The 17,591-nt window shown below is 69.4% G+C and carries 18 protein-coding genes; 10 read left to right on the plus strand and 8 right to left on the minus strand.

Annotated elements, in window-relative coordinates:
* Positions 1-9: 9 nt before the first annotated feature.
* On the minus strand, positions 10-1,236 hold the full coding sequence (locus ACFWF2_RS11190) for a cation:proton antiporter (RefSeq protein ID WP_379306933.1): 1,227 nt from the start codon (positions 1,234-1,236) through the stop codon (positions 10-12).
* A 152-nt stretch (positions 1,237-1,388) separates the two neighbouring features.
* Here ACFWF2_RS11190 and ACFWF2_RS11195 point away from each other — a divergent pair, with 152 nt between their 5' ends.
* Entirely contained in the window at positions 1,389-1,727 is a 339-nt protein-coding gene (locus ACFWF2_RS11195) for a YciI family protein (protein ID WP_379306935.1), read from the plus strand.
* The gene (locus ACFWF2_RS11200) at positions 1,728-2,963 is read left to right on the plus strand and encodes an RNA polymerase sigma factor (RefSeq protein WP_379306937.1); all 1,236 of its coding nucleotides are present in this window, start codon (positions 1,728-1,730) and stop codon (positions 2,961-2,963) included.
* A 124-nt stretch (positions 2,964-3,087) separates the two neighbouring features.
* On the opposite strand, the gene ACFWF2_RS11205 is transcribed toward ACFWF2_RS11200, so the two are convergent.
* Positions 3,088-4,155, minus strand: coding sequence for an ABC transporter substrate-binding protein (locus ACFWF2_RS11205; protein WP_379306939.1), 1,068 nt, complete (start codon positions 4,153-4,155; stop codon positions 3,088-3,090).
* A gap of 84 nt (positions 4,156-4,239) precedes the next feature.
* Between ACFWF2_RS11205 and ACFWF2_RS11210 the strand changes: the two genes are divergently transcribed.
* The 3 genes from ACFWF2_RS11210 to ACFWF2_RS11220 are packed head-to-tail and all read left to right on the plus strand — an operon-like array spanning position 4,240 to position 7,132.
* On the plus strand, positions 4,240-5,268 hold the full coding sequence (locus ACFWF2_RS11210) for a FecCD family ABC transporter permease (RefSeq protein ID WP_379306941.1): 1,029 nt from the start codon (positions 4,240-4,242) through the stop codon (positions 5,266-5,268).
* 5 nt (positions 5,269-5,273) lie between these two features.
* The gene (locus tag ACFWF2_RS11215) at positions 5,274-6,347 is read left to right on the plus strand and encodes a FecCD family ABC transporter permease (protein WP_379307003.1); all 1,074 of its coding nucleotides are present in this window, start codon (positions 5,274-5,276) and stop codon (positions 6,345-6,347) included.
* Entirely contained in the window at positions 6,347-7,132 is a 786-nt protein-coding gene (locus ACFWF2_RS11220; RefSeq protein WP_379306943.1) for an ABC transporter ATP-binding protein, read from the plus strand. The genes ACFWF2_RS11215 and ACFWF2_RS11220 overlap by 1 nt, the downstream gene beginning before the upstream one ends.
* Before the next feature lie 7 nt (positions 7,133-7,139).
* Here the strand turns inward: ACFWF2_RS11220 and ACFWF2_RS11225 are convergent, their stop codons facing one another.
* Positions 7,140-7,631, minus strand: coding sequence for a pyridoxamine 5'-phosphate oxidase family protein (locus ACFWF2_RS11225; RefSeq protein ID WP_379306945.1), 492 nt, complete (start codon positions 7,629-7,631; stop codon positions 7,140-7,142).
* 63 nt (positions 7,632-7,694) lie between these two features.
* On the opposite strand from ACFWF2_RS11225, the gene ACFWF2_RS11230 reads away from it, so the two are divergent.
* Positions 7,695-8,669, plus strand: coding sequence for a helix-turn-helix transcriptional regulator (locus ACFWF2_RS11230; RefSeq protein ID WP_379306947.1), 975 nt, complete (start codon positions 7,695-7,697; stop codon positions 8,667-8,669).
* 75 nt (positions 8,670-8,744) lie between these two features.
* Here ACFWF2_RS11230 and ACFWF2_RS11235 read toward each other — a convergent pair whose 3' ends face one another.
* The 5 genes from ACFWF2_RS11235 to ACFWF2_RS11255 all read right to left on the minus strand — a co-directional run bounded on the left by ACFWF2_RS11235 (position 8,745) and on the right by ACFWF2_RS11255 (position 14,943).
* Positions 8,745-9,842 carry an FAD-dependent oxidoreductase gene (locus tag ACFWF2_RS11235; RefSeq protein WP_379306949.1) on the minus strand — a complete coding sequence of 366 codons (1,098 nt, stop codon included), beginning with the start codon at positions 9,840-9,842 and terminating at the stop codon, positions 8,745-8,747.
* 91 nt (positions 9,843-9,933) lie between these two features.
* Positions 9,934-11,391 (minus strand): GntP family permease, encoded by a 1,458-nt coding sequence (locus ACFWF2_RS11240; protein WP_379306951.1) that lies wholly within the window; start codon positions 11,389-11,391, stop codon positions 9,934-9,936.
* Between the two features lie 10 nt (positions 11,392-11,401).
* Entirely contained in the window at positions 11,402-12,043 is a 642-nt protein-coding gene (locus tag ACFWF2_RS11245) for a bifunctional 4-hydroxy-2-oxoglutarate aldolase/2-dehydro-3-deoxy-phosphogluconate aldolase (RefSeq protein WP_379306953.1), read from the minus strand.
* Complete coding sequence (locus ACFWF2_RS11250) at positions 12,040-13,653, minus strand: amidohydrolase family protein (protein WP_379306955.1); 1,614 nt, start codon at positions 13,651-13,653, stop codon at positions 12,040-12,042. Before ACFWF2_RS11250 ends, ACFWF2_RS11245 begins: the two co-directional genes overlap by 4 nt.
* A gap of 9 nt (positions 13,654-13,662) precedes the next feature.
* Positions 13,663-14,943 carry an amino acid deaminase gene (locus ACFWF2_RS11255; protein ID WP_379306957.1) on the minus strand — a complete coding sequence of 427 codons (1,281 nt, stop codon included), beginning with the start codon at positions 14,941-14,943 and terminating at the stop codon, positions 13,663-13,665.
* 155 nt (positions 14,944-15,098) lie between these two features.
* Between ACFWF2_RS11255 and ACFWF2_RS11260 the strand changes: the two genes are divergently transcribed.
* The 4 genes from ACFWF2_RS11260 (at position 15,099) to ACFWF2_RS11275 (ending at position 17,591) form a co-directional block, all read left to right on the plus strand.
* On the plus strand, positions 15,099-16,142 hold the full coding sequence (locus ACFWF2_RS11260; RefSeq protein WP_379306959.1) for a sugar kinase: 1,044 nt from the start codon (positions 15,099-15,101) through the stop codon (positions 16,140-16,142).
* Entirely contained in the window at positions 16,139-16,909 is a 771-nt protein-coding gene (locus ACFWF2_RS11265) for an IclR family transcriptional regulator (protein ID WP_379306961.1), read from the plus strand. Before ACFWF2_RS11260 ends, ACFWF2_RS11265 begins: the two co-directional genes overlap by 4 nt.
* A gap of 5 nt (positions 16,910-16,914) precedes the next feature.
* Positions 16,915-17,322: a RidA family protein gene (locus ACFWF2_RS11270; RefSeq protein WP_379306963.1), complete on the plus strand. Its 408-nt coding sequence runs from the start codon at positions 16,915-16,917 to the stop codon at positions 17,320-17,322.
* A 101-nt stretch (positions 17,323-17,423) separates the two neighbouring features.
* The gene (locus ACFWF2_RS11275) at positions 17,424-17,591 is read left to right on the plus strand and encodes a hypothetical protein (RefSeq protein WP_379306965.1); all 168 of its coding nucleotides are present in this window, start codon (positions 17,424-17,426) and stop codon (positions 17,589-17,591) included.

A 17,591-nucleotide genomic window follows, 5' to 3' on the forward strand; every position in this document is an offset into this window, starting at 1 on the left:
TATGCAAGCTCATTCATGAGCAGGTGCGGTCACGACGAGCGTCTTTGGCCCGATCAGCCGTGCGACCAGGGGAAACACCAGAACCGTCGTCGCTCCGGCAGCGACCAGGACCGAGGCGGTGTCGCCGGTCATCAGCTCCGTCGAGACCGCCACCTGGGTGACGGCGACGATGATCGGCAGGCCGGTGGCCGCGAACAGCGCGAGCTGGGCCCGCTCGCGCGGTGACTCCAGGTTGCGCCCGTGCGGGACGTACCGTTCGCTCAGCCAGACCGGCAGGCCGCGGGCGACGGCGATGGCGACCACGAACGATGCCCACAGCAGCGGCTGTCCCGCGACCGCCGACATATCGATCCCCATCCCCGACACCACGAAGAATACCGGGATCAGCAGGCCGTAGCCGATGGTCTCCAACTGCTCGTCGACACGTGGATGACCCGCCGCGATGAGCCTGCGCAGCACCATGCCCGCGGCGAACGCGCCGAGCACCACGTCCAGATCGAAGCGTTCGGCCACCACCATGAGCACGAGCAGCAGCAGGATCGACCCGCGCACCGGCAACTGGGAAGTGCCGCCGTCCATCCTGGCCAGCGCTGCGCCGAGATCGGGGACGCGGCCGAACAGGCGCACCGGGATCAGCCCGACCAACAGCGCCGCCACCACGAACAGGGCCAGCACGACGAGCGCGGCGACGACATCGCGGCTGCTCAACAGCACCGACATGGCCACGATCGGGCCGAGTTCGCCGACCGCGCCGTGCGCGAGCACCGCGCGGCCCAGTGGGGTGTCGAGCAGTCCGGCCTGTTTGATGATCGGCAGCAGGGTGCCCAGCGCGGTGGAGGTCATCGCGATGGCGACGGCGATGTGGTTGGTGGTCGATTCGCTGCTCGCCAGCACGGTGACCAGCCCGAACGCGAACACCAGACCGGCCAGCCATACCAGCCAGGCCACCCGTCCCGAGCGGCCGCCGAGCAGTCTCGGGTCCAGTTCGTAGCCTGCCAGCAGGAACAGCATGCCGAGGCCGAGTTCCTTGATCAGGTCGACGCCGCCCTCGGCGGTGGCCCAGCCGAGGGCGAACGGTCCGAGAATCGTGCCGGCCACGAGCAAGATCACCACGTCCGGCACGAATCCGCGCACTGCGCGGGAGAGCAGCGGAGCCACCACCGCGACGAGTGCTATCCAGAACAGCGACACGATCGGCGACGGGCCGGCCACGGCGGCGGAGGCGAGCAGCTCCATCGCCTCATCGTGGCACAGCGGATCGGCCGATCCTGGAAACCTCGCTGGCGTCCGGACGAGAATCAACTCACCCACGCTGTCGATTCGGCGGCATCGCGTTCGTATAGGAGATGAACCGGTCGCGCACCGGAACCATCGACGAAAGGACGATCATGAAGCGGTACCTGCTGTCCATCTATCAGCCCGACGGACCCGCGCCGGACGACATCGACGCGATCATGGACGATCTCGCGGCCCTGAACGACGACATGCGCGCCGCCGGGGCGTGGGTGTTCGCGGTCGGACTGCACGAGCCGAGCACCGCGACCGTCGTGCGGGCGAAGGAGGGTGACGTGCTGCTCACCGACGGGCCGTACGCCGAGGGCACCGAGCACATCGGCGGCTTCACCCTCATCCAGGCCTCCGATCTGGACGAGGCACTGGAGTGGGCGGGCAGGCTGGCCGCGGTGCTCGCCTTGCCGATCGAGGTGCGACCGGTGGCGCACAGCTAGATGGACACCGCGGTGATCGAGGCCGTGTTCGCCGAGCACTACGGCCGTGCGGTCGCGTCCCTGATCCGCGTCTTCGGTGACATCGGACTCGCCGAGGACGCGGTGCAGGAGGCATTCGCGGCCGCGGTCGTGCGCTGGCCCGGCGACGGCGTCCCGCCGAGCCCGGCGGGGTGGATCATCACCACCGCGCGCAATCGCGCGATCGATCGGCTGCGCCGCGAGGCCACCCGCGCCGACAGACACGCCGAAGCCGCTCTCCTGCACCCGGATCCCGACCAGCCCACCGACAGCTTCCCCGACGACCGGCTGCGCCTGATCTTCACCTGCTGCCATCCGGCACTGGCCCCGGCCACGCGGGTGGCGTTGACGCTGCGACTGCTGGGCGGTCTGACCACCGCCGAGATAGCACGTGCGTTCCTGGTCTCGGAATCGACTATGGCGCAACGGCTCGTCCGCGCCAAGGGCAAGATCCGCGCAGCGGCAATCCCCTACCGGGTGCCCGCCGACGCCGAACTCCCCGCGCGACTGCCCGCCGTCCTGGCGGTCGTGCATCTCGTTTTCACCGAAGGCTATTCGGCCACCGCGGGCCCGCAACTCGCCCGCGCCGACCTGTGCGCGGAAGCGATCCGGCTCGGTCGCCTGCTCACCGAGCTCATGCCCGGCGAACCGGAGGTCCTGGGGCTACTCGCCCTCATGCTGCTCACCGAATCCCGCCGCACCGCCCGCACCGACGGCGACCACCTCGTGCTTCTGGCCGACCAGGACCGCACCCGCTGGGACCGTGACCTGATCACCGAAGGCCAGTCCCTGCTCCGGGAATGCCTGCGCCGCAACACCCCCGGCCCCTACCAACTCCAAGCCGCCATCAACGCCGTCCACGCCGACGCCCCCACCGCTGCCGCCACCGACTGGCCCCAGATCCTCACCCTCTACAACCATCTCCACATCCTCACGCCCACCCCCATCGTCGCCCTGCACCGCACCGTCGCCCTCGCCGAAGTGCACGGCCCCACCCCAGCCCTGCGCGAACTCACCACCATCGGCCTCCCGAACCACCACCTGTTCCACGCCATCCGCGCCGATCTCCTCCGCCGCGAAGGCAATCTCACCGAAGCCGCGGCCGCCTACGACGCGGCGATCGCGCTCACTTTCAACGAGGTCGAACGCGAATACCTGCGCGGCAGAAGGAATTCGCTGCCCAATTCCCGCACCGATCGCGGGATATCGGCGACGTAGCAGTCGTCGAGCTTCCGGCCGTGGATGTCGACGCCGGTGTCGTCGAACAGCTTCCGAGCGAACCGGACGGAACACCGCGCTGCGCGCCCGGTGCACGCAGCGCAGTGTTTCCGGCGATCGCTCGCTACTTCGCCGGGTCGACCCCGAAGGTCTCGGCGATGTCGTCCAGCACCGCGTTGGCGCCGGTGAGGCCGACCGACGTCAGCCAGACCAGGTCGTCGACCGGGGTGATCTTGCCTTTCAGCTGATTCCACAACGGGTTCGCCGCGGCGGCCGCCTTGCGCTGGGCGGCGGCGTCCTCACCGTTGCTGGTGAGGAAGATGTAGTCGGCGTCGGCGTCCAGCAGCCGCTCAGGACTCAGGGCGAGCGCGAAGTCGTTCTTCGGATCGTCGGACTTGTCAGGCTGGTTCAGGCCGGTGTCGGCGAAGATGTCGCCGACGAAGCTGACCCGCTGCATCAGCCGGTCCTCCTTCGGCAGGAAGCGCAGCAGCGAGACGCTCGGGGCGGTGCCACCGTTCTTGGCCTTGATCGCCGCGCCGATCTTGGCGGCGCGGTCCTGGTACGCCGTGAGCTTGGCCTGGGCCAGCGACTCCTTGTCGACCGCCTTGGCGAGCAGCAGCAGATTCTCCTTCCAGGTGGCGCCGGTCGTCTGACTGAACACCACCGGCACCGTGCCCGAACCGAGCTTGATGCCCTTGAACTGCTCGTACTGCTTCTCGTGACGCACCTGCGCCGACACGATCAGGTCCGGACGGGCGCCGGCCAGCTTCTCGATGTCGGGAGTCTGCAGGTTGCCGATGTTGACCGCCTGTCCGCCGCAGGTCTGCGCGGCCGCACCGAGGAACGCGGGCAGCTTCTCGCCCATGCTCTGGTAGGTCGTGTACGCGACCAGTTCGGTGTCGAGCACCAGGGCGGCATCGACGAACGTCTGATCGAGAGCGGCGATCCGCACCGGCCGGGTGGTGATGGTGGCCGGGTCTACGACGGTGCCGACATTCGCGCCCGCCTTGTCCCTGACCGCGCCCTTCTCGATGGTGCGCGGGTAGGCGCCGCCGTCGAGGTTGCCCGCGGTATCGCAACCGCTTCCGGTGGCACCGGTGGTGGTCTGGCCCTGGCCACACGCGGACAGGCTCAAGACGGCTGCGGCGACCACAGCGGCAGCGGCGAGCCGGCGGCTCGTTGGGGTGTACATTGACGTCCTCCAGGGTGGGTTACGATGGCTAGGCTTCGCTAACGTAGCGAAGGCTTACCTAATAACCTAACCGGAAGGGGGGCAGTGACCGCATCGCCCGGAATCGTGCTCACCCGCACGCGGTCTCGCAGGTTGCTGCTCGTTGCCGGACTGCTGGCCGCGGTGTTCGCGGCCATCCTGCTCAGCCTGGCCGTAGGCACCAAATTCATTCCGCCCCTGGATGTTCTGCACGCGCTCGGCGGCACCACCGACACCGAGACCGGCGCCATCGTCAACGGCCTGCGCATGCCGCGCACCCTGCTGGGGATCCTCGCCGGCCTCGCGCTCGGCGTCGCGGGCGCGGTGATCCAGGGCCACACCAGGAACCCCCTCGCCGACCCGTCACTGCTCGGAATCACGCAGGGCGCGGCCCTCGGCATCGTCCTGGCCGTGATGATCGGGGGCATCTCCAGCCTGTTCGGGTATGTGTGGTTCGGGTTCGCCGGTGCGCTGATCGCCACCATCACCGTTTTCGTCATCGGTGCGACAGGCCGTGGCGGACCCACCCCGGTCACCCTCGCCTTGGCCGGGGCCGCCGTCAGTTATCTCCTGCAGGGCCTGATCTCGGCGGTGGTGCTCTTCGACACCGATGTCACCGATATCTACCGCTTCTGGAAGGCCGGTTCCCTGGTCGGCTCCAACCTCGGCCTCCTCGGCAAAGCCGCACCGTTCGTGATCGTCGGGATAGTCCTGGCACTGGCCAACACTCCCGCGCTCAACGCCCTCGGGCTCGGTGAGGACACCGCCCGCGCGCTGGGCCATCGCGTCTTCCTGGCTCGCACCGTCGGCATCGGTTCGATCGTGCTGCTGACCGGCGCGGTCGTGGCGATCGCCGGGCCGCTGGGCTTCGTCGGGCTCGTCGTCCCGCACCTGGCGCGTGGCATCACCGGACCCGACTACCGCTGGCTCGTCCCCGTCGCCGGACTGCTCGGCGTGGTCATGGTGCTGGTGGCCGACACCGCGGGACGGCTGATCCTGGACAAGGGCGAACTCCCCGCGGGCATCATGCTCGCCCTCGTCGGCGCCCCGTTCTTCATCGTGCTGGTCCGCCGCCGCAGGCTGGTGAGCATTTGAGTACCGTGCCCGCGGTCCGGCTGGGACCGGTGTCATGGCAACTGCGGCTACGGACCGTCACCGTGCTGCTGGTAGGTCTGGGTGTGCTGGGCGCGACGAGTTGCGTCGCGCTGGCGCTGGGCACCTACACGATGCCCGACGGAGGTCCGGTCACCCCGTGGGATGTGCTCGCGGTGCTGACCGGTGGCGGCGACGACGGCCTCGCGTACGTGGTGTGGGACCTGCGCCTGCCCAGGATCCTGACCGGCGCGCTGGTCGGCGCCGCGCTGGCGTTGTCGGGTGCGATCACGCAGGGCATCGCCCGGAATCCGTTGTCCAGTCCCGATATTCTCGGCGTCACCGCGGGCGCGAACGTGGCCGCGGTCGCGGTGATCGCCCTGTCGGGGAGCCAGGGTCAGATCAGCGGCGCCGCCGCCGCGATCGGGGTGCCCGCCGCCGCCATGATCGGCGGATTGATCGCCGCGCTGGCCGTTTTCGCGTTGGCGTGGCGTCGCGGCATCGAAGGATATCGGCTCGTGCTCGTCGGCCTCGGCGCCGGTTCGGTGTTGTCCAGCGCCACCTTCTGGATGCTCAGCGTCGGCGAAGTCGACGTCGCGGCGCGGGCGGTGACCTGGCTGACCGGCAGCCTCAACGGCAGTGGCTGGATCCAGGTGACACCGGTGGCGCTCGCCCTGGCGATCCTGGTGCCGGTGGTGCTGGCGGGCACCCACCTGCTCGGCGCACTGCACTTCGGCGACGACACTGCCCGCTCGCTCGGTGTGCGGCTCAACGCCGCCCGCCTGACGCTGCTGGTCCTCGCCGTGCTGCTGGCCGGGGTCGCCACCGCGTCCGCGGGCGCCATCATCTTCGTCGCCCTCGCCGTGCCCCAGGTGGCACTGCGGCTCACCGGCTCAGCACAACCGCCCCTGCTGACCTCGGCAGTGCTCGGCGCGGCCTTCACCGTCGCCGCCGATCTCGTCGCCCGCACCCTGCTGCCCGCCGGGGAACTCCCTGTCGGTGTGATCACCGCCGTGCTCGGCGCACCCTATCTGATCTATCTGTTGATGCGGCGCAATCGTGCCGGGAAAGTGGGCGTGTGATGACCGTGCGGCTGCAGGCCAGCGACCTGACCCTCGGCTACGGACCGCTGACCGTCGTCGACGGCCTGAGCCTGGACATCATCAGCGGCACCGTCACCGCGGTGATCGGGCCCAACGGTTGCGGCAAATCCACGCTGCTGCGCGCGATGGCCCGGCTGCTGCGCCCCAGCGGTGGTTCCGTGCACCTGGACGGCCACCGCATCGACCGCATGTCGACCAAGGAGGTGGCCCGCGTCCTCGGCATCCTGCCCCAATCACCGCAGGCCCCTGAAGGACTCACCGTCGCCGACCTGGTTGCCCGCGGTCGGCACCCGCACCAGCGCTGGTACCGCCAGTGGTCCGCCGACGACGAATCCGCCATCGCCGAGGCCCTGTCCTGGACCGACATGGCCGAGTTCGCCGACCGTCCGCTCGACGAGCTGTCCGGCGGGCAACGCCAGCGCGCCTGGATCTCGATGGCGCTGGCCCAGAACACCGACCTGCTCCTGCTCGACGAACCAACCACCTTCCTCGATCTCGCCCACCAGATCGAGGTTCTCGACCTGGTCCGCCGACTGCACCTCGAAGCAGGCCGGACCGTGGTGATGGTGCTGCACGACCTGAATCTCGCCGCGCGATACGCGCATCGGCTGGTCGCGATGCGGGCAGGCCGGGTGGTCGCGGCGGGAACGCCCGCCGAGGTCCTCACCGAAGAACTGGTGGCGGAGGTATTCGGTCTACGGTCGAAGGTGATCGAGGACCCGGTCACCGGAACGCCGCTGGTAGTCCCGGTCGGACCAGCCTGACCCGTGCTCAGTCTTTGCGGACGACCCGTTCGCCCGCGCCCGGCTTCCACACGGTGATGTTGAGGTGATCGTCCTCGACTTCGACCGTCGACGCGCCGGTGAGATCGGCGACGTAGAAGTGATCGAACTTCATGCCGCGGATATCGAAACCGTTGTCGTCGAACAGTTTCTGGGCGAAGCGGGCGTGGACGGCTTCGTCCGGGAGGTCGGTGACGGTGCCGAACAGTTTGGCGTCGCCGTCGGCGACCTTGGTGTCGACGGTGGCGGTGTGCAGGCAGAAGCGAGGGTCGCGGGCGAGGTCGTCGAACTTGCGGGTGTTCGGCATGCCCGCCAGGACGAGCATGTCCTCGAAGACCGTCGGCTCGATCGGGCTGATCCGCGGTGATCCGTCGGCGCGGAGGGTGCCGAGCATGCACAGATTGCCGGTCGCCTGGTGCCTGCGCAGGAACAGGGCGGAGATACTCGGCGCTTCCTCGGTGAACTGGCTCCAAGTGGTCATGGTTCGAACGGTACGACCAAATGCTGACATCCTGTGTCATGTTCTGCGGCTAGTCTCGAGAACATGCGAGCGAGCAGGCTGGTGCAGCTGCTGCTCCTGTTGCAGGCCAACGGCGGGGCAACCGCGGCCGAGCTGGCACGGGAGCTGGAGGTGTCGGTGCGCACGGTGTACCGCGACGTCGAGGCACTGTCGTCGGCGGGCGTTCCGGTGTACAGCGAGCCGGGGCGCGGTGGTGGCGTCCGGCTGATCGACGGCTACCGGACCCGGCTCACCGGCCTCACCTCCGACGAGGCCGACGCCGTCCTGCTGGCCGGGCTGCCCGGCGCCGCCGCCGACCTCGGACTCGGCACCGTGCTCGCCACCGCCCAGCTCAAGATGCTCGCCGCGCTTCCACCCGAGTTGCGCGGGCGAGCGACGCGCATCGCCGAACGCGTCCACATCGACATGCCGGGATGGTTCCACCGCCCGGACGAAACGCCGACGCTGGCCACGGTCGCCGATGCGCTCTGGCACGACCGCCGACTGGCGATCGGCTACCGCAGGCACGACAAGACCGTCGAGCGCACCCTCGACCCGCTCGGCCTGGTCATGAAGGCGGGCACCTGGTATCTGATCGCGCGCGACCGGTCCGATATCCGCTCCTACCGGGTGAGCCGGATCGCCACCGCCGTGCCGACCGGCGAATCCTTCACCCGCCCTGCCGATTTCGACCTCGCCGCGCACTGGCAGGAGTCGGCCGACGAGTTCGCCCGGTCCATCCTGCGCGTCAGCGCGCAGTGCCGGATCTCGGCCGACCACCTGAACTTGCTCCGGTTGATGAACGACCCTGCCGCGGTGCGCCAGGCGCTCACGTCCATCGGCGCACCGGATGCCGACGGCTGGGTGGACATCACCGTTCCCGGTGAGTCCTACGAGATCCTCGCCCACGCACTGCTGCCCATCGGCGAATACATCGAAGTCCTCGATCCGCCCGAACTACGCACCGCGATGGCGGGTACGGCGGCCGCGATGTACGCGCGCTACCACCCGTCGGCCTGACCGGCATGGTCCGCGTATCAGCTTTCGCACTGCCAGATCGCGGACGCCCCACGACGATCCGGCCCCCTGCGACGATCAACATGTCCAGTCGAGAATCTCGTCCATCGCACGGAAGGAAACGGACGCTGGGGTGATCCGCAATGCCGTGTCGCGCAAGGCAACCAGCGGTGCGGCGGACAGCTGACCGATCGTGCCGATGCGGGCCGATCGAGCGGCGATCATCTGCGTCCGCGGACGACGTTCCCGGTCATACTGCGCCGGCCCGTTGGGTTCGCCTGCCAGCCGAGCCAGCACCACGGCGTCCTCGAGCGCCTGGCATCCACCCTGCCCGAGGTTCGGTGTCATGGCGTGGGCGGCGTCGCCGACCAGGGCGATGCGACCGGCCGAGAAGGTCGGCAGCGGTACGAGCTCGTAGATGTCGTTGTGCAGCACCGTGTTCTCGTCCGCGGCGGCCAGCAGGGCGGGGATCGGATGATGCCAGCCGGCGAAGCGAGCACGGACCTCGGCGAACGAGCCCGGAGCGTTCTCGGGGGCGTTGTACACGGCGAAACAGTAGATACGCCCGTCGGCGAGCGGGGCCATCCCGAAACGTGCTCCACGACCCCATGTCTCACCGAACTCGGTCAGCGGTTCGTCGACAGCGACCACCGCACGCCAGGCGGTGTACCCGGCGTAGCGCGCGGGCACATCGCCGCAGACCGCCCGGCGGACGACACTGCGGATGCCGTCCGCGCCGACGACCAGATCCGCGGTCGACACACCGCCGGTATGGACCACCGAACCGTCGGTTCCCGCCCTCGACACCGAGATCCCGGTTCGCACAACACCATCGGGGATCGCGGCACGCAGGATGTCGAGCAAGGCCGCACGGTGGATCACCACGGGAGCACCGAATCGCGCACGCATCGTCGCCACATCGGTGCGTGAGAGCCACCGGCCACGCGCGGTCCGAATCCCGGCCGCGACATCCTCGATCCCCTGCTCGCGCACGGCGGCACCGACACCGAGCGCATCGAGCGCCCGCACCGCGTTGGCCCACAACGAGATTCCCGAGCCGACCTCGGCGATTTCGGGTGCACGCTCGAGCACCTGGACCGGCCAACCACGCCGCGTCAACGCCAGCGCGGTAGCCAATCCCCCGATTCCGCCGCCGACGACGATTGCTGTGGACATCGCGCTCTCCCCTCGTTGCAGGTACCGGCCCACCCTGGCACGGATCCACGCGCCGCACTCGGACGGCTGGCCGGCGCGCTGACCGCCGACCTCAGCCGACGACGGCGAACAACACCGCGGCCACCGCGAAACTCACCACCGACAAGATGGTTTCGAGCACCGTCCACGTCTGCAGCGTCTGCTTCACCGTCATGTTGAAATACTTCGCGATGATCCAGAAGCCGCCGTCGTTGACGTGGCTGGCGATGATCGACCCCGCCGCGATCGCCATGGCGATCAGCGCGATCGACATCTGCGAGTATCCCTGATCGGCCACCAGCGGCGCGACGATGCCACCGGTGGTGACGATCGCGACGGTCGCCGAGCCCTGCGCGATCCGCAGACCACAGCTGATCAGGTAGGACAGCACGATCACCGGCAGACCGGCCGCGGACATGGTGTCGGCCAGCGCGGTGCCGATGCCGGTGGCGGAGATGACCTTGCCGAAGAAGGCGCCGGCGCCGACCACCAGCAGCACCATGCCGACCGGCTTGAGCGACTCGGCGGTGATGGTGCTCAGTTCCTGCACCGTCGAGCCGCGCCGGATGCCGAGCAGGTAGAACGCCACCAGCACCGTGATGAGCAGCGCGACCGCGGGCGTGCCGAAGAAGGTGAGCACCTGCAGCAGGGCCGAATCCTTGTCCAGCAGTTGATAGCCGAAGGTCGCGCCGAGGATCAGCACCAGCGGAATCGCGATGATCGCCCCGATCAGTGCCACCGACGGCGGAGATTTCGTCAACACGGCGGTTCCGCCGGTTCCCTCGGTCGCACCGTTGTCGCCGGTCTTGTCCGCGCCGTTGCCGTTGGGCTCGAGCGGCACGAACTCGGCAGGCACCTCGACCTGCACGCGCTTGCCGATCCAGGTACCCCAGGCGATGCCCGCGGCGAGGAAACCCGGGATACCGCAGACGAATCCCATGAGGATCAGCCACCCGAGGCTCACCCCGAGCAGGCCGCCGAGCGCGACGGGACCGGGGTGTGGTGGCAGGAACGCGTGCGTCATCGACAGGCCGGCCAGCATCGGCATGGCGTAGAGCACCAGCGAGCGTCCGCCGCGCTTGGCCGCGACATAGACCAGCGGCGCGAGCACGAAGATACCGATGTCGAAGAAGACGGGGATACCGAAGATGAGGCCGAGCAGGCCCATCGCGACGGGAGCGCCCTTCTCGCCGAACATCTTCAGGAGTTTGTCGGTGAGAACGTCGGCGCCGCCGGATCGTTCGAGGATCGCGCCGAGCACGGTGCCGAGACCGATGATCACCGCGATGTGCCCGAGGATGCCGCCGAAGCCTGTTTCCAGCAGCGACTCACCGGCTTTCAGCGGTGTGCCGACGATCTCGGCGACCGGTAGCCCCGCGGCGAGTGCCAGCAACAGACCGGTCAGCAGCAGCGCGACGAACGGCTCCAGTTTGACCTTGATGATGGCGATGAGCAGCACGGCGATCGCGAGACCGCACAGAACCAGCAACCCGGGGGTGGTGGTACGCAACCAGTCGACAGTGGCGCCCATGGGATACCTCTCAATCAAGCGAATGGACGAAGCGTGCGGCTTTGGCGCCGATGTGGGACCAGCGCGAACTCGCTACGTCCAGTGGGGCGACCACCTCGGTCCCCGCGGTGACGGCGATGGCACCCGCCTGCAGGAATTCGCGGGCGTTGTGGGCGTTGACGCCGCCGGAGGGGATGAGGAAAACGTGCGGGAACGGACCGAGCAGATCCTTCAGATGGGCAGGCCCGAGCGTGCGGGCCGGGAAGATCTTCACCGCCGCCGCGCCCATCTCGACCGCGGCCAGCACCTCCGAGGGGGTGAACGCGCCCATGATGACCGGGATCTGGTGGGCGACGGCCACTTCGGCGACCTCGGGACGCAACGCGGGCGTCACCAGGAACTTGGCGCCCACCGCGATCGCCGCTTCGGCCTGGTCGCGGGTGGTCACGGTGCCGACGCCGATGACGGCGGCGCTCACCGCCGAGGCCTTGCCGATCGCGTCGAGCACGCCGAGGGTGGTGAAGGTGAGCTCGACGGCGCGAATGCCGGACCCGGCCAGGGCTTCGGCGAGCGCGACCGGGTCGGGGATGGCAGGCGCGCGGACCACGGTGAGCGCGCGGTCGGCGCGGATCACCTCCATGGCCTCGGACGACGAGCTGAGCAGCGGGTTCATCGGGTCTCCTCTCGCGTGGCGTCCATGCGCAGGGCGCGTCCGGCGCGCACACCGGTCGCGGTGCCGTTCTCCAGCGCGAATTCGCCGTTGACCAGCACGTGCTGGATGCCACGCGCCTGTTGTTGTGGATGATCGAATGTCGCCGTGTCGTGGATCGTCGCCGGATCGAACACGACGAGGTCGGCGGCGTAGCCGGTGCGGACGAGTCCGCGCTCGGCCAGCCGCAGCCGGGCGGCCGGGCGGCCGGTGAGGTGGTGCACGCACTCCTCCAGCCCGAGCACGCCGAGTTCGCGGACGTAGCGCGACAGGTAGCGGGGGAAGGTGCCCCAGGCGCGTGGATGCGGTCGCGCGCCGACGAGCAGGCCGTCGCTGCCGCCCATGTGGCCGGGGTCGACCATGATCGCGCGCACGTTCTCCTCGTGGCCGACGTGCTGGAGGATGGTGGTCGCCAGCTGGTCGCGGCGCAGCAGGTCGAAGAACACCTCGACCGGCGCCCTGCCCTCCCCGGCCGCGATCTCGGCGACGGTCCGTCCGACATAGGCGGACAGCGCATCGTCGCCGACGCCGCTGATCTGGATGGTCTCCCACTCGACGGTGACGCCGTGGCAGCCGTCGGACCCGTTGACGTTCACATCCGCGGTGATCCGCGCGCGATCGGCGGGATCGTCGAGCCTGCCCAGCGCGGCATCGGGTCCCCCCGACATCGCCCAGCTGGGCAGCAGCGCCGACAGCGTGGTCGAGCCGGGCAGATACGGGTAGGTGTCGAGGGTGATGTCGCAGCCGTCGGCGCGGGCCAGCGCGAGCATCGCCAGGAATTCCGGTGCGCGGCCGCGGTTCACGCCGAAGTTCATGGTGGCGTGGGTGAGGTGCAGCGCGCAGCCGGTCGCCTTGGCCAGGCCCATCATCTCCGCGTAGGCCTCGAGCGCGCCCGCGCCGTAGGAGCGGGTGTGCGGCGCGTAGAAGCCGCCGTAGGAGGCGACGACCGAGCACAGTGCGGCCAATTCACCGGTGTCGGCATACATTCCGGGCGTGTAGGTGAGCCCGCTCGACATGCCGACCGCGCCCTCGTCGAGACCCTGGGCCAGCAGCGCGCACATCCGGTCGATCTCGGCGGTGGTGGCCGGTCGCTGTTCGGTGCCGACGACGAGCAACCGCAGTGTGCCCTGCGGGACCAGATAGGCGGCGTTGGGCGTGATGCCCTCGTCGAGCCGGTCCAGGTACTGCGCGACCGTGCGCCAGGCGAAGTCGAAATCGGCGGGGTTGCCGTTCCAGCCCGCGATCTGTTTGCGCACCACCGCGAGCGCGGCGTCGTCGATCGGCGCGTAGGACAGACCGTCCTGGCCGATCACCTCGGTGGTGACGCCCTGGGTGATCTTCGGGAAGTGCCCGGGGTGGGTGAGCAGGGACAGGTCCGAATGCGCGTGCATGTCGATGAATCCGGGTGTCAGTACCGAACCCGGCTGGGCTGGAACCACTCTCGCGCCAGCGGTGATCGATCCCGCCGGACCCGTCTCGGCGATGCGCCCGGCGCGGATCAGTACGTCGCCGCGACGGCGTGGGGTACCGGTGCCGTCGACGATATCGATGTCACGAAACAGCAAGTCCGTCATGGTCATCCGTCAGAAGTAGGTGCGGATCAGGTCGACCACGCGCGGCCGGTCCGCCGCGGCGCTGTCGATCACCGGAATGCGCCGCCACTTGTCGAATGCCGTGCACGGATGCGACAACCCGAGCCGCACGACACTGCCGACCGGGAGATCGGTGGCAGCGGCTCCGGGCAAGCGCAGGAAGGTGTGCTGATCGTTGAGCGCGGTCACCTGCGCGCCGGCGGGCAGCGCGCCACCGCCGACCACCAGCTGCGGCACCGGCAGGCCCTCGTCGAAGGGGAAGTCGCGCTTGCCGCCGTCGAGCAGCGCCAGTTCCGGTTCCGGCCGGGAGACCACCCTGGCCCAGCCGTGCATCGCGGCGCGCAGGCCGGGCTCGAGGGTGGGTGCGGTCAGTGGGGAGATGCCGGCGTAGAAGCCGTCGTCGTGGACCAGGTAGGCGCCGCTGCGCAGCACGACCGTGGTGGTGTCGTCGGCCAGGCGCGCCAGCTCGTCGACGACGAGTTCGGGGTAGGCGCTGCCGCCCGCGGTGACGATCGCCCGGCCCGGGTAGGCCCCGGACGCGGCGAGTTCGGTGTGCAGGGCGGCGAGTTCGCCGAGGTAGCCGCGCACGGCCGCGAGACCCGCGGTGCTGCGATCGTGGGCCAGCGCGCCTTCGTAGCCGGCGACACCCGCCAAGGCCAGCCGGTCACTGTCCCGGATGGCTGCCGCGACTGCCCGCGCTTCGGTGCGGGTGCGCGCCCCGGTGCGACCGTGCGGGCCACCCAGTTCGACCAGCACCCGCACCGGCGGGCCGGGCGGGGTGTCGCGCAGGATCTTGTCCATCAGCTCGACGGTGGCGACGCTGTCGGCCCAGCAGTAGAACTCGAAGGCGCCGTCGCGCGCCGATTCCGCTGCGACCCAGGCCAATCCGGCCGGATCGACGAGCGCGTTGGCGAGCACGATCCGGCCGACGCCGAACGACCGGGCGATCTGGGCCTGCCAGCCGGTGGCCAGCGTGATCGCCCACGAGCCTGCCGCGAGCTGTTCGCGCCACAGTTGCGGCGCCATCGTTGTCTTGCCGTGCGGAGCCAGCGCGACGCCCGCCGCGGCGGTCCACCCCGCCATCAGCGCGAGATTGGCATCGAGCAAGCCGCGATCGAGGGTGAGCAGCGGCGTCTGCCAGGGGGCGAGTTCCGGCGCGGTCGCGAGGTAGTCGCGCACGGCGTGCCCCCACGCCGCGGGCGGCACGCTCTTGTCCTGCGGCCCGAGCACCTCGTCGGCGAGCGCGTCCACGACGGCGTTGTCGATCGTCACAGCTTCCCTTTCCGTCGATCGCCACGGAGGTCACCCAGCCGGGCGGTCATATCGGATTTACATTGCATAATGCGCAACGCTGGTTGCATTGAATGTTTCTGCTCGATATTGTGCATCTCGACGACAGTGACCGCAAGCACGAAAGGGCGAAAAGGGTGACACAGGCAACAGCGGCGACGCCGAGGGCGGTCACCGTGGGCGAGGGGTTGGCCGTGCTCGTGGCCCGCTCAGGACCGCTCGAGCAGTCCGCGCAGTTCGATCGGAGCGCGGGCGGGGCTGAGGCGAATGTGGCCATGGTGCTGACCCAGCTCGGCGTCTCGGCCGCCTGGCTCTCCCGGGTGGGTGACGACGGGTTCGGGCGCTACCTGGTGACGCAGCTGGCCGCCCAGGGCGTCGATGTCGACGCGGTCGCCGTCGATGCAGTGCGCCCGACCGGCGTCTACATCAAGGAGCGTGGCAGCGGGTCGGGCGCACCGCACGATCTGCCGGCCAACGCCAGCCGCATGCACTACTACCGCGCCGGATCGGCGGCCAGCGCCTTGTCCCCCGCCGACCTCGCGCCGCGAGCGGCCGCCGGGTTGCTCGATCGCACCGATCTCGTGCATTTCACCGGCATCACGCCGGCACTGTCGGAGTCGGCGAACGAACTGACCCGCACCTTGATCGCCCTGCCACGGCGTGGCCGGCGAGTCAGCTTCGACCTGAATTACCGTCCGGCACTGTGGGGTTCGCGCGTGGACGAGGCCGCCGACGAACTCGCCGCCCATGTCCGCGGCGCGGATGTGGTGCTGCTCGGCGCCGACGAAGCCGAGGAGATCTTCGGTACCGGTGACCCGGCCGCCTTGCGCGCGCTGTTCCCCGAGCCTGCCCAGCTGATCGTCAAGAACGACAAGCACACCGTGACCGGCTTCGACGGTGCCGCCTTCGTCGACGTGCCTGCGCTGGCCTTGGACATCACCGAACGCATCGGCGCCGGTGATGCTTTCGCGGGCGGCTACCTGGCCGCCCTGCTACACGGTGCCGACCTGCGCACCCGGTTACGCTACGGCCATCTGTGCGCCGCGGTCGCTCTCACCGCAACTGGCGATGTCGCGAAACTGCCTCCGGTGCAGGACATCCGGTGCCTGGCCGCGCTGCCGGCAACCGACTGGACCGGGCTGCGCTACCCGGACTCGCTGGATGGGACGATCAGCCGATGAGTCAAAGCGTGTCGCGGGCCCTGTCCATTCTCATTGCCCTCGGCGAGGATTCGCAGTCCCTCGACGAGCTGGCCGCGCGGCTCGGGGTGCACAAGTCGACGGTGCTGCGGCTGCTGCAGACCATGCAGGCCGAACGGTTCGTCGTGCGCGACAACGCCCACCGGTATTCCCTGGGCACCCGCATGTTCGAATTGGCCAGTCGCGCACTGGAGAACCGTGACGTCCGCACCGTCGCCCGCCCGCATCTGAGCGCGCTCGGCGCCGCCACCGGGCAGACGGTGCACCTGGCCGCCTACGAATCCGGCGACGCGGTCTACATCGACAAGGTCGACGCCGAGCAGGCGGTGCGGATGTACTCGCGGATCGGCCGTCCCGCCCCGCTGCACTGCACCGCCGTCGGCAAGGTGCTGGTCGCGGCGCTGCCCCGCACCGAATGGCGTTCCGTCGCCGCACGATTGGACTATCACCCGTTCACCACCCGCACCCTGCGCACGCCCGAGCAGTACCTCGCCGAGCTGGAACTCGTCGCGGCGCAGGGATTCGCCGAAGACCACGAGGAACACGAGAGCTTCGTCAACTGCGTCGGCGTGCCCGTCCGCAACGGGATCGGCGCCGTTGTCGCCGCCGTGTCGGTCTCGGTCCCCGACGTACTGCTCGACCACGATCAGGTGCTGGCGCTGTTGCCGCAGGTCAGGGCGACCGCCGACGCCATCTCCACCGAACTCGGCTGGGACCCCCGCCGAGAGGTCACCGTGAGGAAAGGCTGAACCCCATGTCCGACAAGATCGCCGTGCGCACCGCCGACGCTCCCGCACCGGCGCATACGTTCTCCCAGGGCGTGCGCAAGGGACCGTTCGTCCAGGTCTCCGGCCAGGGTCCAGTCGACCCCGCGACCAACGAGTACCTGCATCCCGGCGATGTCGCCGCGCAGACCACTCGCACGCTGATGAACGTGCTGGCGATCGTGGAGGCCGCGGGCGCCACCTTCGACGACGTGGTGATGCTGCGCGTCTACCTCACTCAAAGAGACGATTTCGCGGTGATGAACGAAGCGTATGGTGAATTCGTCGTCAAGCACACGACCACCGGCGTCCTGCCGTCGCGCACGACCGTCTTCACCGGCCTGCCCCGCGAAGAGATGCTGGTGGAGATCGACGCGCTCGCCGTCGTCACGGACTGAACGGCGATTCCGGTGATGTCTCCGACATCGCGCACTACCCCGTGTTGAGATGGGGCAGCCCCCGTGCGGGGCAGTTTCACCGTTCTACCGAGGAGCACCGCATGTTCGCCAAAACCGCTCGTCCGCTCGCCATCGCCGCTCTCGCCCTCTCCGTCACCGCCATCGGCGCAGGCCCCGCCTCGGCGGCCACCGCGCAGCCGGTCGTCGGTTCGGTGACGGTCTGCCTCGGCGTTCCGGTCGGGCCGCTTTTCGTCAACTTCTGTATCTAG

Origin of the sequence: Nocardia sp. NPDC060259 (genome assembly GCF_042728775.1) — a bacterium.
Classification (GTDB): Bacteria; Actinomycetota; Actinomycetes; order Mycobacteriales; family Mycobacteriaceae; genus Nocardia.